The 14646-nt window shown below is 72.2% G+C and carries 12 protein-coding genes and 1 pseudogene; 3 read left to right on the top strand and 10 right to left on the bottom strand.

Going from position 1 to position 14646, the window contains the following annotated elements; translation table 11 throughout:
- Window positions 1-67: 67 nt before the first annotated feature.
- From pheT to infC, 7 genes and pseudogenes are all read right to left on the bottom strand, one after another.
- A complete protein-coding gene (gene pheT, locus IG08_RS0125415) occupies window positions 68-2578 on the bottom strand; it encodes a phenylalanine--tRNA ligase subunit beta (RefSeq protein WP_030606634.1) in 2511 nt (836 codons plus the stop codon).
- A complete protein-coding gene (gene pheS / locus IG08_RS0125410; protein WP_030606631.1) occupies window positions 2578-3699 on the bottom strand; it encodes a phenylalanine--tRNA ligase subunit alpha in 1122 nt (373 codons plus the stop codon). Before pheS ends, pheT begins: the two co-directional genes overlap by 1 nt.
- Window positions 3700-3827: 128 nt before the next feature.
- Window positions 3828-4964, bottom strand: coding sequence for a sensor histidine kinase (locus IG08_RS0125405; protein ID WP_030606628.1), 1137 nt, complete (start codon window positions 4962-4964; stop codon window positions 3828-3830).
- Between the two features lie 51 nt (window positions 4965-5015).
- On the bottom strand, window positions 5016-5864 hold the full coding sequence (locus IG08_RS0125400) for a TrmH family RNA methyltransferase (protein ID WP_030606625.1): 849 nt from the start codon (window positions 5862-5864) through the stop codon (window positions 5016-5018).
- A gap of 93 nt (window positions 5865-5957) precedes the next feature.
- Window positions 5958-6341 carry a 50S ribosomal protein L20 gene (rplT, locus tag IG08_RS0125395; RefSeq protein WP_020132316.1) on the bottom strand — a complete coding sequence of 128 codons (384 nt, stop codon included), beginning with the start codon at window positions 6339-6341 and terminating at the stop codon, window positions 5958-5960.
- Between the two features lie 100 nt (window positions 6342-6441).
- Window positions 6442-6636 (bottom strand): 50S ribosomal protein L35, encoded by a 195-nt coding sequence (gene rpmI, locus IG08_RS0125390; RefSeq protein WP_003977225.1) that lies wholly within the window; start codon window positions 6634-6636, stop codon window positions 6442-6444.
- Window positions 6637-6743: 107 nt separating this feature from the next.
- A pseudogene (gene infC, locus IG08_RS0125385) lies at window positions 6744-7464 on the bottom strand (translation initiation factor IF-3).
- Between the two features lie 349 nt (window positions 7465-7813).
- Here infC and IG08_RS0125380 point away from each other — a divergent pair.
- Window positions 7814-8188, top strand: a complete 375-nt coding sequence (locus tag IG08_RS0125380) for a DUF1844 domain-containing protein (protein WP_030606615.1) — start codon at window positions 7814-7816, stop codon at window positions 8186-8188.
- 1 nt (window position 8189) lies between these two features.
- On the opposite strand, the gene IG08_RS0125375 is transcribed toward IG08_RS0125380, so the two are convergent.
- Entirely contained in the window at window positions 8190-8921 is a 732-nt protein-coding gene (locus IG08_RS0125375) for an SseB family protein (protein ID WP_030606612.1), read from the bottom strand.
- Between the two features lie 150 nt (window positions 8922-9071).
- Here IG08_RS0125375 and IG08_RS0125370 point away from each other — a divergent pair, with 150 nt between their 5' ends.
- The gene (locus tag IG08_RS0125370; RefSeq protein ID WP_030606607.1) at window positions 9072-10079 is read left to right on the top strand and encodes a serine hydrolase; all 1008 of its coding nucleotides are present in this window, start codon (window positions 9072-9074) and stop codon (window positions 10077-10079) included.
- Between the two features lie 6 nt (window positions 10080-10085).
- Here the strand turns inward: IG08_RS0125370 and mycP are convergent, their stop codons facing one another.
- Together mycP and IG08_RS0125360 are read right to left on the bottom strand one after the other, a co-directional pair.
- Complete coding sequence (gene mycP, locus IG08_RS0125365) at window positions 10086-11276, bottom strand: type VII secretion-associated serine protease mycosin (RefSeq protein ID WP_030606605.1); 1191 nt, start codon at window positions 11274-11276, stop codon at window positions 10086-10088.
- Window positions 11273-12898, bottom strand: coding sequence for a hypothetical protein (locus IG08_RS0125360; protein ID WP_338060168.1), 1626 nt, complete (start codon window positions 12896-12898; stop codon window positions 11273-11275). Before IG08_RS0125360 ends, mycP begins: the two co-directional genes overlap by 4 nt.
- Before the next feature lie 544 nt (window positions 12899-13442).
- Between IG08_RS0125360 and IG08_RS0125355 the strand changes: the two genes are divergently transcribed.
- Window positions 13443-14645, top strand: coding sequence for an amino acid deaminase/aldolase (locus IG08_RS0125355; RefSeq protein WP_030606599.1), 1203 nt, complete (start codon window positions 13443-13445; stop codon window positions 14643-14645).
- The last annotated feature ends 1 nt before the right edge of the window (window position 14646 follow it).

The raw sequence follows: 14646 nt of genomic DNA, 5'->3' as shown, positions 1-14646 counted from the left end.
CCAGATCACCGGTACAACTCACTCAATCGAGTGAGGTGACTGCGAGGGCCCCATCGAGCGCCGGGCTTTAGCTCCGCAGAACCGCCCCCGCGCGCTCGCCGGCCAGGGCGACCGCCGCGTCCCGGGCCGCCGACGCCTCGTCGACGGTCAGCGTCCGGTCGGCCGCGCGGAAGCGCAGCGCGTACGCGAGCGACTTCCTGCCCTCACCGAGCTGCTCGTCGTTCTCGTACACGTCGAACAGCCGGATCCCCTCGAGGAGTTCACCCGCACCCTCACGCAGTGCGGCCTCGACCTCGGCATGCGGAACCTCGCGGGAGACGACCAGCGCGACGTCCTGGGTGGCAACCGGGAACGTGGAGATGCCCGGCGCCTGCGGGGTGTCGTTGCCGACCTCCTCCAGAACGTCCAGGTTCAGCTCCGCCGCGGAGGTGCGCGCGGGCAGCCCCAGCGCCTTCACCACCCGCGGGTGCAGCTCACCGGCGTGACCGACGACCCGCTCGGCACCGTCCACGACGACCACGAGCTCGGCGCAGCGTCCCGGGTGCCACGGACCGTACTGCCCCTGGCGGACGACCAGTTCGGCACCGGCCTCACGGGCGACCGCCCGTGCCGCCTCGACCGCGTCGGCCCAGTCGGCCGGACGGCCCTTGCCCCACCAGCCGGCCTGCTCGCGGGCGCCCGCGAGGACGACGGCGGCATGGCGCGGCTGCTCGGGCAGCGCGGCGTTCAGCTCGGCGATCTCCTCGTCGGTCGGACGCCGGTCGACGGGCAGCGACACGGCGACCCGCTGCTTCTCGCGCGGAAGGAAGACCAGACCGGTCTCGAACAGCGCCAGGTCGTGCGAGCCCCGGCCGTCGTTGCGCCGCAGGGCACCGAGCAGCCCCGGCAGCAGCGACGTACGGAGCGCGGGCTCCTCGTCGTTGAGCGGGTTGGTCAGCTTGACGACACGGCGGGCCGGGTCGTCGGCCTCCAGGAGGAGCTGGTCGAAGACCTGCTCGCCGATGAAGGGGTAGTTCGGCGCCTCGACGTACCCGGCACCGGCCAGCGCCCGCCCGACGCGGCGGTGCAGCCGCTGCCGGTGGGTGAGGCCACGGCCGGAGGGCGGCTTCGGCAGCGTGGAGGGCAGGTTCTCGTAGCCCTCCAGGCGGATGACCTCTTCGGCCAGGTCGTTGACTTCGGCGAGGTCGGGACGCCAGGACGGGACGGTGACGATCAGCTCGTCCTGCCCGTACACGTCGCAGCCGACCTGCTGGAGACGGCGTACGACGGTCTCGCGGCCGTACTCGACACCCGCCACCTTGTCCGGGTGACTGGCCGGGACGGTGATGGTGTGCGGCGCGGACGGGGCGATGACCTCGGTGACGCCGGCCTCGGCGGAGCCGCCCGCGAGCAGCACCAGCAGGTCGACCGTGCGCTGGGCGGCGGCGGACGTGGCCTGCGGGTCGACGCCGCGCTCGAAGCGCTTGGACGCCTCGGAGGACAGCTTGTGGCGACGGGCCGTACGGGCGATCGCGACCTGGTCGAAGTGCGCGGCCTCGATGACCACGTCGGTCGTGCCCTCGGCCTCGGTGTGGTCGGCGATCTCCGTGTTGGCGCCGCCCATGACACCGGCGAGGCCGATCGGGCCGCGCTCGTCGGTGATCACCAGGTCCTCGGCGTGCAGCTTCCGCTCGACACCGTCGAGGGTGACGATCTTCTCGCCCTCCTCGGCCCGGCGTACACCGATGGTGCCCTGGACCAGGTTGCGGTCGTAGGCGTGCAGCGGCTGGCCGAGCTCCATCATCACGTAGTTCGTGACGTCGACGGCGAGCGAGATCGGGCGCATGCCGACCTTCTGCAGCCGGCGCTGCAGCCAGAGCGGGGAGCGCGCCTCGGGGCTCAGACCGGTGACGGTGCGCGCGGTGAAGCGGTCGCAGCCGATCGGGTCGGAGACCTGCACCGGGTAGCCGAAGGCGTTCGGGCCGGGCACGTCGAGGAGGGCCGGGTCGCTCAGCGGGAGGCCGTAGGCGATGGCGGTCTCGCGGGCGACGCCGCGGATGGACAGGCAGTCGCCGCGGTTTGCGGTGACGGCGATGTCCAGGACCTCGTCAACGAGTTCGAGCAGCTCGATGGCGTCCTTGCCGACCTCGGTCTCCGGCGGCAGCACGATGATGCCGTGGCTGCCGTCGTCGCCCATGCCCAGCTCGTCGCCGGAGCAGATCATGCCGTGGGACGTCTTGCCGTACGTCTTGCGGGCGGCGATGGCGAAGTTGCCGGGGAGGACCGCGCCCGGGAGCACGACCACGACCTTGTCGCCGACGGCGAAGTTGCGGGCGCCGCAGACGATCTCCTGGGGCTCACCGGTGCCGTTGGCCTGACCGACGTTCACCGTGCAGAAGCGGATCGGCTTCTTGAAGCCCTCCAGCTCCTCGATGGTCAGCACCTGGCCGACGACCAGCGGGCCCTTGAGGTCGGCGCCGAGGTGCTCGACGGCCTCGACCTCGAGGCCCGCCGAAATGAGCTTGGCCTGGACGTCACGGCCGGTCTCCGTCGCCGGCAGGTCGACGTACTCCCGCAGCCAAGAAAGCGGGACCCGCATCAGATCTCCATCCCGAACGGCCGGGTGAACCGGACGTCACCCTCGACCATGTCTCGCATGTCTTCGACGTTGTGGCGGAACATCAGCATCCGCTCGATGCCGAACCCGAAGGCGAACCCGCTGTACTTCTCCGGGTCGACGCCACAGGCGGTCAGCACCTTGGGGTTGACCATGCCGCAGCCGCCGAGCTCGATCCAGCCCTCGCTGGAGCAGGTGCGGCAGGGGCGGTCGGGGTTGCCGACGGACTCGCCGCGGCAGACATAGCAGACCATGTCCATCTCGGCGGACGGCTCGGTGAACGGGAAGAAGTTCGGCCGCAGCCGGGTCTTCATGCCCTCGCCGAACAGGGCCTGGACCATGTGGTCCATCGTGCCCTTGAGGTCGGCCATGGTGAGGCCCTCGTCCACGGCGAGCAGCTCGACCTGGCGGAAGACAGGCGTGTGCGTGGCGTCCAGCTCGTCGGTGCGGTACACGACGCCGGGACAGATCACGTAGACCGGCAGCTCACGGTCGAGCAGCGAGCGGATCTGTACGGGCGAGGTGTGGGTGCGCAGCACGACACCGGACTCGGTGCCGCCCTCCGGGCCCTGGACGAAGAAGGTGTCGGCCTCGCCTCGGGCCGGGTGGTCCGGGCCGATGTTGAGCGCGTCGAAGTTGAACCACTCGGCCTCGACCTGCGGGCCCTCGGCGACCTCGTAGCCCATGGCCACGAAGACGTCCTCGATGCGCTCGGAGAGCGTGGTGAGCGGGTGGCGGGCGCCGGCCGGCACGCGGTCGTGGGGCAGCGTGACGTCCACCGCCTCCTCGACCAGCACGCGCGCGTCGCGCTCGGCCTCCAGCTCGGTCTGGCGGACGGCCAGGGCCTTGTTCACCGCACCGCGGGCCTGGCCGACCAGCTTGCCGGCGGCTGCCTTGGCGTGCGGGGGCAGGGCGCCGATCTCGCGGTTGGCGAGGGCCAGCGGGGAGGTGCCGCCGGTGTGGGCGACCTTGGCCTCCTGGAGCGCGTCGAGGGAGCCCGCGGCGGCGAAGGCGGCGAGCGCCTCGTCCCGCATGCGCTCGATCTCTTCCGGTTTCAAGGCCTCGACCTCTACAGGGTCGTACGACTTATTCGGTGCCGACATCTCTTCCCGTGCTTCCGATTGGCTGGCTGGAGGTCCCCGTCACCGACTCGCAGGGCCGTGTGAAGGACACAAAGGTGCCAAAGGCCGAGTCTAACGGGGTGGAGGTATACGAATGCGCCCGCGGGCACTCAGGTCAGATAGGCCGGAGTGCTCACGGGCAACGTAAATCGGAATTCGGCGCCGCCGCCGGGGGCGCGGCCGACCGTGATGGTGCCGCCGTGGGCCTCGACGATGCCCTTGACGATGTAGAGCCCGAGGCCGGTGCCACCGCGCTTGCTGCCCCGCCAGAAGCGGGTGAAGACGCGGTTCATGGACTCCTCCGGGATGCCGGGGCCTTCGTCGCTCACCGTGACCGACGTGCTGGCGTCCTCCCGCTCGCGCGGGGACGCCGAGGGCGTGATGTCAATCGTGACGGTTCCCTCGCCGTGTCGCACGGCATTTTCCAGCAGGTTGCTGAGCACCTGGTCGATCTTGTCCGGATCGGCCCACAGGGCGGGCAGGGGCTGCTCCATGCGCAGCAGGAACCGGTCGGCGGCGAGGCCGGCGGCGACGTAGGCCTGGATGTGGCGCCCGACGGCGGCGCCCATGTCGACGGGCTGGCGGCGGAGCTCGAGCCGACCGGAGTCGATCCGCGAGATGTCCAGCAGCTCGGCGATGAGCCGGGTGACCCGGTCGGCGTCCGCGTCGACCGTCTCCAGCATCAGCCGCTTCTGGTCGTCGGTGAACCGTTCCCACTTGGCGAGGAGGGTGGCGGTGAAGCCCTTGACGGAGGTGAGCGGCGAGCGCAGTTCGTGGGCGACCGTGGCGATCAGCTCGGCGTGGCTGCGCTCGGTGCGACGGCGGGCCTCGGTGTCGCGCAGGGAGACGACGACGCGGCGGACGGGCCCGGTGGGCCGGGTGCGGACGTACTGCGCGCAGACGAGCACCTCACGGCCGCCGGGCAGGAGCAGATTGCGCTCGGGCTGCCGCGACCGGATGGCGAGTCCGCCGTACGGATCGGTCAGCTCCCACCAGCGCCGGCCCTCCAGGTCCTCTAACGGCAGGACCTTCTCCAGCCGCTGTCCGAGGGCGTCCTCGGCGGCGACGGCGGTGATCCGGGCCGCGGCGGCGTTGAAGCAGATCACGCGCCGGTGTTCGTCCGCGACGACGAGGCCGTCGGGCAGCTGGTCGGGATCGATGCCGAGCTCGGCGAGATCACCGGGACCCGAAGCGGACGCACCCCGTACGTCCCGCGCACCCGGTGCGCTGCTCGTGCCGACACTCATCCCCGTACCCCACCTCTCAGACGGCGCAGGGCCCCCGAGCTGGTCACCCTACTAGCTCTCGGTGACGGAGCGGCACCCTCCGGAGGCGCGCTGTGCCCGGGCTGACGCATAGAGACATACGGCGGCCGCGGTGGCGAGGTTCAGACTCTCGGCCTTCCCGTGGATCGGGACGCGCACCACGGCGTCCGCGAGTGCGCGGGTCTCCTCCGGAAGCCCCCAGGCCTCGTTCCCGAACACCCAGGCGGTGGGCCCGCCCATGCTCCCCTTGTCGAGCTCGTCGTCGAGATCGTCGGTGCCGGCCCCGTCGGCGGCGAGGATGCGCACGCCGGCCCGCTTGAGCCCCTCGACCGCCTCCTGCACGGGGACGCCGACGGCGACGGGGAGGTGGAACAGCGAACCCACGGAGGCCCGTACGGCCTTGGGGTTGTAGAGATCGACGGAGGCGTCGGTCAGGACGACGGCCTCGGCACCGGCGGCATCCGCGCACCGCAGGACGGTCCCGGCGTTGCCGGGGTCGCGGACGTTCGCGAGCACGGCGACGAGCTTGGGCCGGGCGGCGAGGATCTCCTCGAAGGGGGTGTCGAGGAACCGGCAGACACCGACGAGACCCTGCGGGGTGACGGTGGTGGAGATGTCGGCGATGACCTGCTCGTCGGCGAGGTGAACGCGCGCCCCCGCGGCGCGGGCCTCCCCCACGATGTCGGCGTACCGCTCCGCGGCCTCGACCGTGGCGAACAGCTCGACGAGCGTGTCCACATGCCCGGCGGCCTCCCGCACGGCCTGCGGCCCCTCCGCGAGAAACAGCCGCTCCTTGCCCCGGAAGTTCCGCCGGGCGAGCCGCCGGGCGGCGGAGACGCGGGGGGAACGGGAGGAGATCAGCTCGGGGGTGGCGGAGGGCATGGAGTCACCTTCAGGAGTTCAGGAAACAACAGACCCGCAGGCTCCAGGCCTGCGGGTCCATCCAGTCACGTCGGCTTCAAGCCAGCGCCAGCGTCACGCGGCCTTCGGCGCGTTCACGTCCGCCGGCAGCGCCTTCTGGGCGACCTCGACGAGCGCCGCGAACGCGGTGGCGTCGTTGACGGCCAGCTCGGCCAGGATCTTGCGGTCGACCTCGATGTTCGCGGCGTTCAGACCCTGGATGAAGCGGTTGTACGTGATGCCGTTGGCGCGGGCAGCGGCGTTGATGCGCTGGATCCACAGCCGACGGAAGTCACCCTTGCGCTTCTTGCGGTCGTTGTAGTTGTAGACCAGCGAGTGGGTGACCTGCTCCTTGGCCTTGCGGTACAGGCGCGAACGCTGACCGCGGTAGCCGGAGGCCGCCTCGAGGATCGCCCGGCGCTTCTTGTGGGCGTTGACTGCCCGCTTGACGCGTGCCACTTGTTAACTCCTTGTAGCGGGGCCGTGGTTGGACTCACACGACCCGGTATCGATTGGGTCCCGGACCAGACGCAGGGCGCTCAGTGAAGGCGCCGCCGCATCACTTGCCGAGAAGCTTCTTGATCTTCGCGGCGTCGCCCGGGGCCATCTCGGCGTTGCCGGTGAGGCGACGCGTCACGCGGGACGACTTGTGCTCGAGCAGGTGGCGCTTGCCGGCACGCTCACGGAGCACCTTGCCGGAGCCGGTGATCTTGAAGCGCTTGCTGGCACCGCTGTGCGACTTGTTCTTCGGCATAGCGCCGTTCTCTCCTCGTCGGTGGCGTTCCGGTGCCCGGTCGTGAAACCGGGCACGGTGGAACGTCGCTCTTGTATCGGTTACCTGGGGACTCGCGTCCCCCGGGGTCACGCCTCGGCCGGAGCCTCGACGGGCGCTTCGGCCGGAGCCTCGGCGGACGCCTCGACGTCCACGGCGTGCTCGTCCTCGACGCCGTCGGTCTCCGCGGCGTTCTGCGACTTGCCGGGGTTCGCCTTCGCCTCAGCCTTGCGGGCTTCCTGCGCCTGGCGAGCCTCGGCCATGGCCTCGGTCTTCTTCTTGTGCGGGCCGAGAACCATGATCATGTTCCGGCCGTCCTGCTTCGGGTTCGACTCGATGAAGCCGAGGTCCTCGACGTCCGACGCGAGACGCTGCAGCAGTCGGTAGCCCAGCTCGGGCCGGGACTGCTCGCGACCACGGAACATGATCGTGATCTTGACCTTGTCGCCCTGCTTGAGGAACCGGACGACGTGACCCTTCTTGGTGTCATAGTCGTGCGGGTCGATCTTCGGCCGGAGCTTCATCTCCTTGATGACCGTGTGCGCCTGGTTCTTGCGCGCCTCACGGGCCTTCATGGCCGACTCGTACTTGAACTTCCCGTAGTCCATGAGCTTGCACACGGGCGGACGGGCGTTCGCCGCGACCTCGACCAGGTCCAGGTCGTACTCCTGCGCAAGCTCCAGTGCCTTGGCCAGCGGGACAATGCCCACCTGCTCGCCACTGGGACCGACAAGTCGCACCTCGGGAACGCGAATCCGGTCGTTGATGCGGGGCTCGGCGCTGATGGATCCTCCTCGGTTAGCACCACACGGCCATCTGGCGGACGGCCGCGTTTGTCTCTGTTCGACAGACCTAACCGCGCCGAAGCACAAAAAATGCCCCGGACGATCACAAGACGGGGCTCCAAAGCACTGCCGGAGCACCGCCGCGATGATCGCGGGGCGCAGTATCGGGCGACTCCATCGTCCGTACGGAACGATGGTGGCCGCCTGACCGGGGTGACCCGCCGTCCCGGGGGACGGTCAGGTGGGAGATCGGAGCCTCCACTTGTGGGCCAGTCACACTTACACACATGCGTGTCCGGCCGGTCGTCACACAAGGTTAGCAGCTTCCCGGGGGTGGTGCTAACCGTCGCGCACCGGGGCCTATCGTGTGGGGCATGAGTGACACCCCCGCCGAGTCCCCCGAGGCCCCGCAGTCCCCCGACTTCGACGAGATGACCCGCGACATCGCCGAGGTCCCCGCCGTCGAGGTGATCGTGACGGTCGCCGTCAACCTGATGAGCGCCGCCGCCGTGAAGCTCGGCCTCACGGAGGAGGGTGACAAGTACAAGGACCTGGACGAGGCCCGCAAGCTGATCCACGCCCTGGCCGGTCTGCTGGACGGCAGCGCCACCGAGATCAGCTCCTTCCACGCCGCGCCGCTGCGCGACGGCCTGAAGTCCCTGCAGCTGGCGTTCCGCGAGGCGTCCCTCGTCCCGGACGAGCCGGGCCAGGGCCCGGGCGAGAAGTACACCGGGCCGGTCTACGGCTAGTTCATTCCCGTACGTACAAGGGCTCGCCCGGCGGCGTCGCCCCGGCCGACAGCAGTGCCAGGTCGAGGCCGCGCACCAGGCGGGCCCTGAGTGTTTCGTCGGCCGCGAGACGCTCCGCGACGGCCCGGGCGGCCTCGGCGGGAGCGGCTGCCGGATCCAGTACGAGGGCGAGAGTGCCGTCCGCCTGCCCGGGCCCGAGGTGGGCACGGAGTACGGCGGTCTCGGCGGCCACCGCGCCGCGTACCGCCTCGCGTACCGCCGGGTCGGCGAGCGGGTCGGCGGTCGTGCGCCCCTCCGCGAGCGCGCGCAGCGCGGGTCCCGTCAACTCGAACGGCACCGGCCCGGCCAGGTCCAGCACGACCGTGTCCGCCTTCTCGTGCGCCGCGGCCTGCAGCGCCTGGTGCAGCGGTACGGCGACGGGGCGGGCCTCGGGGTCCCAGCGGGCCAGCGAGTCGGTGGACGTGAAGGCGGGCAGGGCGGTGCGGGGGCCGGCCTTCAGGGTCGGGACGGCCATGTCGCTGGTCTTCTCGCGGCGCAGTCCGTTCTCGTCCTCCTCCACCTCGCCGAGCACGGCCACGACGGGGACGAGCAGCCGGGCGCCCTTGAGCGCTTCCAGGACGGGCCCCACGGCGGCGCGGTCCTCGGCCCAGGCCGCGAGCGCCGCGCTGAGCCGGGGGTCGGCGGAGCCGTCGTCGTCGGAGAAGCCGGAGTCGGGAATGTTCTTGTTCGCCACGGTCACCGACCCTATCGGGGGGATGCTGCTGCGCTTGTGCGGGCCCGGAAACCTGCCCGTGACGCCTTTCACGGATTTCTCAGACTTCCCTGACACACATCTAACTTCCGTCTAACGGCCCGCACAGTCGGCGGCCCGACCATCGCGAACATGGAGTCCTCCAGAGCCGACCGACACCTCTCCCGCCCGTCCCGGCGCCGCCCCCTGATGTACACCGCCCTCGCCTCCGTCGCCGTCCTGGGCGCCACGGCCGCGGGCACGGTGTACGTGAAGGCACAGGCGCACTCCGGGGGGAGCCCCGTATCGTCGGCCTCGCCGTCGGCCTCGCCGTCGCCCTCGCCGTCGCCCTCGTCCCCGGCCTCGGAGGTGGCATCGGTGGAACCTGTCGCGCAGCCGACGGTGGACTACGACTCGCTGCTCGCCGACGCGATGGACTCGGTGAGCGTGACGGGCGACGCGGACGTGTCGGTGGCGGTCCTCGACCTGGACTCCGGGGACAGCGCCACGTACGGCGACGACGCCTTCGACACGGCGAGCATCGTCAAGGTCGACATCCTGGCGACGCTGCTGCTCCAGCACCAGAAGGCGGGTACGCAGCTCACCGCGCAGGAGAAGTCGTACGCCACCGCGATGATCGAGAACAGCGACAACGCCTCCGCGACGGCGCTGTGGAACATCATCGGCGAGGCGGACGGGCTGGACGCCGCGAACGAGACGTTCGGGCTCACGGACACCGAGGGCGGCGACGGTGCGCTGTGGGGGCTGACGCAGACCACGGCCGCCGACCAACTCACCCTGCTCCAGCAGGTGTTCGGGGACGACTCGAAGCTGAGCGAGTCCTCGCAGTCGTATCTCCAGGAGCTGATGGGGCAGATAGCCGCCGGCCAGCACTGGGGTGTGTCGGCGGCGGCCGACGGCTCCGAGTGGGCCCTGAAGAACGGCTGGCTGCCGCGCAGCGCCACCGCGCTGTGGGACATCAACAGCATCGGGCGCGTGACCGTGGACGGCCACGACTATCTGGTGGCCGTGCTGTCGAAGGGCAACTCGACTCAGGCGAAGGGCATTTCGCTGGTCGAGGCGGCGGCGAAGGCGGCGGTGTCGGTGTTCACCGGCGAGAGCGCGTCCGCGTCTCCCTCCGCCTCCTCGGCCGCTCGCTAGCCCCTCCTAGAAGCCGTCGTAGCCCTCGTGGGGGCGCGGCCCGCGACGGCCGCGCCACAGGACCACCGCGACGACGAGCAGGACGCCGCCGAGGCTGCCCGCGAGCGGGGCCGCCCAGCTCGCGGTGTCGTCCGCCGACTCCGGGGCGTCGGGGCCCGAGCCGAAGTACTCGTCGCCGTAGGACGCCGCCTGCAGGCCCTTCGGCTTGAGGCGGTCGGCTGCCTTGAGCGCGGCCGCCGGGTCGATGAAGCCGAAGCCCCGGGAGTCGTCGCGGCCGCCGGCGGGGGCGTTGCGGGCCGTGTCCTCCAGGAGCTTCTTGATCTGTGCGGGCTTCAGGTCCGGGTGGGCGGCCCTGATGAGGGCGACCGCTCCCGAGACGAACGCGGAGGCCGCGCTGGTGCCCCAGCCCTCGTAGTACTTGTGGTCGGGATCGGCGATGACGACGTTGACGCCGGGGGCGCTGACCGTGGCGTACCAGCGGCGGGTCGAGAAGGAAGCGCGGGTGCCGTACTTGTCGACGGCGGTGGTGGCGATGACGCCCGGGTAGGCGGCCGGGTAGGAGATGTGGTCGCCCTTCTCCCCGCCGTTCCCGGCCGAGGCGACGACGACCACGCCCTTCTTCAGCGCGTACTGGACGGCCTCGTCCTCGGCGGGTTCGGGATGCGCGGAGGACGAGTCGTCGCCGAGGGAGAGGTTGATGACGTCGGCGCCGTGGTCGGCGGCCCAGCGGATGCCCTGGGCGAGGGCGTTGCCGCGGGTGTTGCGGGCCTTGGCGCGGGCGTCGTCGCCGTCCTCCAGGATCACGCGGACGGGGAGGATCTTCGCCTCGGGGGCGATGCCCATGACGCCGTCGCCGTTGCCTACGCCGTGTCCGTGCCCGGCGATGATGCCGGCCATCGCGGTGCCGTGCCGGGCCCAGGCGCGGTCGCCGCGCTCGGCGCCGAAGCCGATCATGTCCTTGCCGGTGAGGACGTTGCCGACGAGGTCGGGGTGGTCGTCCTCGACGCCGGTGTCGAGGACTGCGACGGTGACGCCGGCGCCCTTCGTGGTCTGCCAGGCCTGCTGGGTGTGCATGGCCTCCAGGGCCCACTGCTGGCCGCGGATGCTGTCGGCGTGCGCGGCGGTGGGCGGGACGAGGGCGACCGAGGCGGCGAGGAAAACGCTCAGGAGCCCGGTCCTGCGGATCGCGCGGCTCATGAGGGCTGCTCCGTGGGCGAGGTGACGGTTTTGCGCAGGGTCCGCTCGACGCGGTCGGCGAGACCCTGCGCCTCGTTTCCGAGGCCGGCCTGGGCGGGGTCCGTGGTGGCGCCGGACTCCATCGCCTGCTCGGCGGGCTCCGGGTCGTCCACCGTACGGCCGTCGGCCCAGCCGGAGACGGCGTAGACGACGACGGGGGCGTCGGTGAGGACGGAGACGGTCCAGGAGGCGCGCTGCTTGGTGCCGAAGTCGGCGGCGACGGTGTTCTTCGCGGCGTACGGGCGGGGCATCAGGTCGGTGCGACTGTCCAGGCCCTGTTTGGTGAAGCGAGTGTTGAGGGCTTTCATGGCGGTGGCGTCGGCCTTGGTGAAGAGGAGGCCGACGGTGGTGACGTAGCTCTGGGTGGCGTCGGTGTAGGTGGCGCGGAGGAGCCGCTCGCAGCCGACGGGGGCGAGGGCCTTCTGGAGCAGCGGGTCGAAGGCGTCCTCGCAGCCGGTGTCCGGTGCGACGGCGATCCGCGTCCAGGCGCGGTCGGCGCCCCCGGGGCCCGCACCCTTGCCCGCGACGGTGGGCGGGAACAGCTGGTCGACGGGCACGCTGTGCCACAGGCTCCCGGCCACGGCGAAGCTGTCGCCCGTCCCGGCCGCCGCCGAGTCACCGATCAGCCAACTCCCGGTCACGGCACCGCCGATGAGTCCCAGTCCGAGCACCACACAGGCGGCCGCCGCGACGGTCCGGGAGCGGAACCGCCCACCGAGCGGCCGCGGCCGCGCCTTGTCGTCGTACCTCTCGGGCTGCCCGAACGAGACGACGGGCCGACCGCCGACGCGGGTCTTGGCCAGCGGGGGCAGGGGGGCGCTCCAGGAGAGGGCCGGGTCCGGGGAGAGAGGGGCGGCGTCGGGTCGCTCCGCGGGTGCCTCGTGCGGAGGGCGGGGCGGAACGTCGGGCCGGGCGGGCGTGCCGGTGCTGCCGGGCGTGGTCCGGGGCATGGGCGGCACGGCGGGCGCGGGGTCCGCGGGGATCGGCCGCATGCGGAAGGTCGTCTCGGACGCGGTCTCGGCAGGGGCACCGGTACGGCGTGGCGGCACGGGGGGCTGAAAACCGGGCCGCGGCGGTACGACGCCGGGCGTCGGCATCCCGGTGGGCGGCCGATGCGGCGCGGAAGCCGGCGCCGGCGACGGGACGGTCGGTGTACTCGTGCCGGTGCTGTCGGGCCGGGCGCCGTGGCCGGGCGCGGGCATCCCGGTCGGCGGCCGATGCGGCGCGGAAGCCGGCGCCGGCGGCGGGACGGTCGGTGTGCTCGTGCCGGTGCTGTCGGGCCGGGCGACGTGGCCGGGCGCGGGCATCCCGGTCGGCGGCCGATACGGCGCGGAAGCCGGCGCCGGCGGCGGGACGGTCGGTGTGCTCGTGCCGGTGTTGGCGGGCCGGGCGACGTGGCCGGGCGCGGGCATCCCGGTCGGCGGCCGATGCGGCGCGGAAGCCGGCGCCGGCGACGGGACGGTCGGTGTACTCGTGCCGGTGCTGTCGGGCCGGGCGCCGTGGCCGGGCGCCGGTGGTGCGTCCGGGAAGCGGGCCGAGGCCGGAGGCGGGGGCGGGGTCGCCGGGGGCGGCGGCGTGGTCACGGGGGTGGAACTGCCGGGGAACGGGTCCCTCGGGTTCGACGTACCCGGGCCGGGCCCGCCCGGGCCCGATGAGGTCTCGGGCGACGGGGCCGCAGCGCCGCCACCACGGCCCGCCGCGGGACCGGGACCGGAGTCGGTGCCGCTCGCCTGTATCGGCGGGCGCCCTGGGGAACCCGGCGTCTCGGACCGCTCTCCGCCCTCCGTGTCGCCGTCGCCGGACAACGGCGGCCGGGACGGGCGTGGAGGGATGGAGGCGCGACGTGCTTCCGTGCTCATGCACCCCCCGTTTCCTCGTGCCCGGGCCGTTCTCGTGCGCGGGCCGTTGCAGGTCTCCCGGGCCCGGCGCGGATTCGGTCGTCCGGGCACGCATACCCGCACGGACGGAACGGCATCCCCGGATGGTGTGCGACCGGGGCCGATCCTCCGTGCGTGCGCGTCACTCTACGGCGTGTCAGGGGGCGAACGGGAACCAGTCCACGACCCCGGGGCATCTGCCCGGAACGTCCCCCTACCCTGCGGTAATCCTGTCTGGCAGGCTTCGTTCATGACTGCGCGCGCCGCCGACCGGGCCCGTTACGACCGGGCCACCGCCCCTCTCGACGCCCCCCTCGCGATCGTGGACCTGGACGCCTTCGACGCGAACGCGGACGATCTCGTCCGCCGCGCCGGGGGCAAGCCGATCCGCGTCGCCAGCAAGTCCGTACGCTGCCGGGCCCTGCTGGAGCGGGTGCTCGCGAGGGACGGGTTCGCGGGCATCATGTCCTTCACCCTCGCCGAGTCCCTGTGGCTGGCCCGGGGCGGATTCGACGACATCCTGCTCGCCTACCCCTCCGCCGACCGGGCCGCCTTCGCCGAGCTGGCCGCCGATCCCAAGCTCGCCGCCGCCGTGACCGTGATGGTCGACGACCCCGCGCAGCTCCGGTTCATCGACGAGGCGCGCGACGGCGGGCGCGAAGTCATCCGTGTCTGCCTGGAGTTGGACACCTCCCTGAAGCTGCTGGGCGGCCGCGTCCGCGTCGGGGCCCGCCGGTCCCCGCTGCACTCCCCCGGCCAGGTCGCCGACATGGCCCGTGCCGTGGCCCGGCGGCCGGGGTTCAAGGTCGTGGGGATCATGGCGTACGAGGGGCACATCGCCGGTGTCGGGGACGCGATCGCCGGGCGGCCGCTGCGTTCGCGGGCCGTACGGCTGATGCAGGCCACCGCCCGCCGGGAACTCGCCGAGCGGCGCGCCGCGGTGGTGCGTGCGGTGCGGGCCGTGGTGCCGGACCTGGAGTTCGTCAACGGCGGCGGCACGGGGAGCGTGCAGCACACCGCCGCGGAGGACGCGGTCACCGAGATCGGCGCCGGGTCGGGGCTGTACGTGCCGCGGCTGTTCGACAACTACACGGCCTTCAGCGGCCGTCCGGCCGCGCTCTACGCCCACCCCGTCGTACGGCGGCCCGGTGTCGGCGTCGTGACCGTCCTCGGCGGCGGGTATCCCGCCTCCGGTGCGGCCGGGCCCGACCGGCTGCCGGTGCCGTATCTGCCGGAGGGGCTGAAGTACGACCCCCAGGAAGGGCCCGGCGAGGTGCAGACGCCCCTGCTCGGCTCGCCCGCCGACGACCTGCTGATCGGCGACAAGGTGTGGTTCCGGCACGCCAAGGCTGGTGAACTGTGCGAGCGGTTCGAGGTGCTGCACCTGATCGAGGGCGACGCGGTGACGGCGACCGTCCCGACGTATCGCGGGGAAGGTCATACGTTCCTGTAGG

It is taken from the genome of Streptomyces fulvoviolaceus, assembly GCF_000718165.1.
Lineage (GTDB): Bacteria > Actinomycetota > Actinomycetes > Streptomycetales > Streptomycetaceae > Streptomyces > Streptomyces fulvoviolaceus.
The sequence above is the reverse complement of the archived record's forward strand: the minus strand, read 5'-3'. Positions and strand labels throughout refer to the sequence as shown.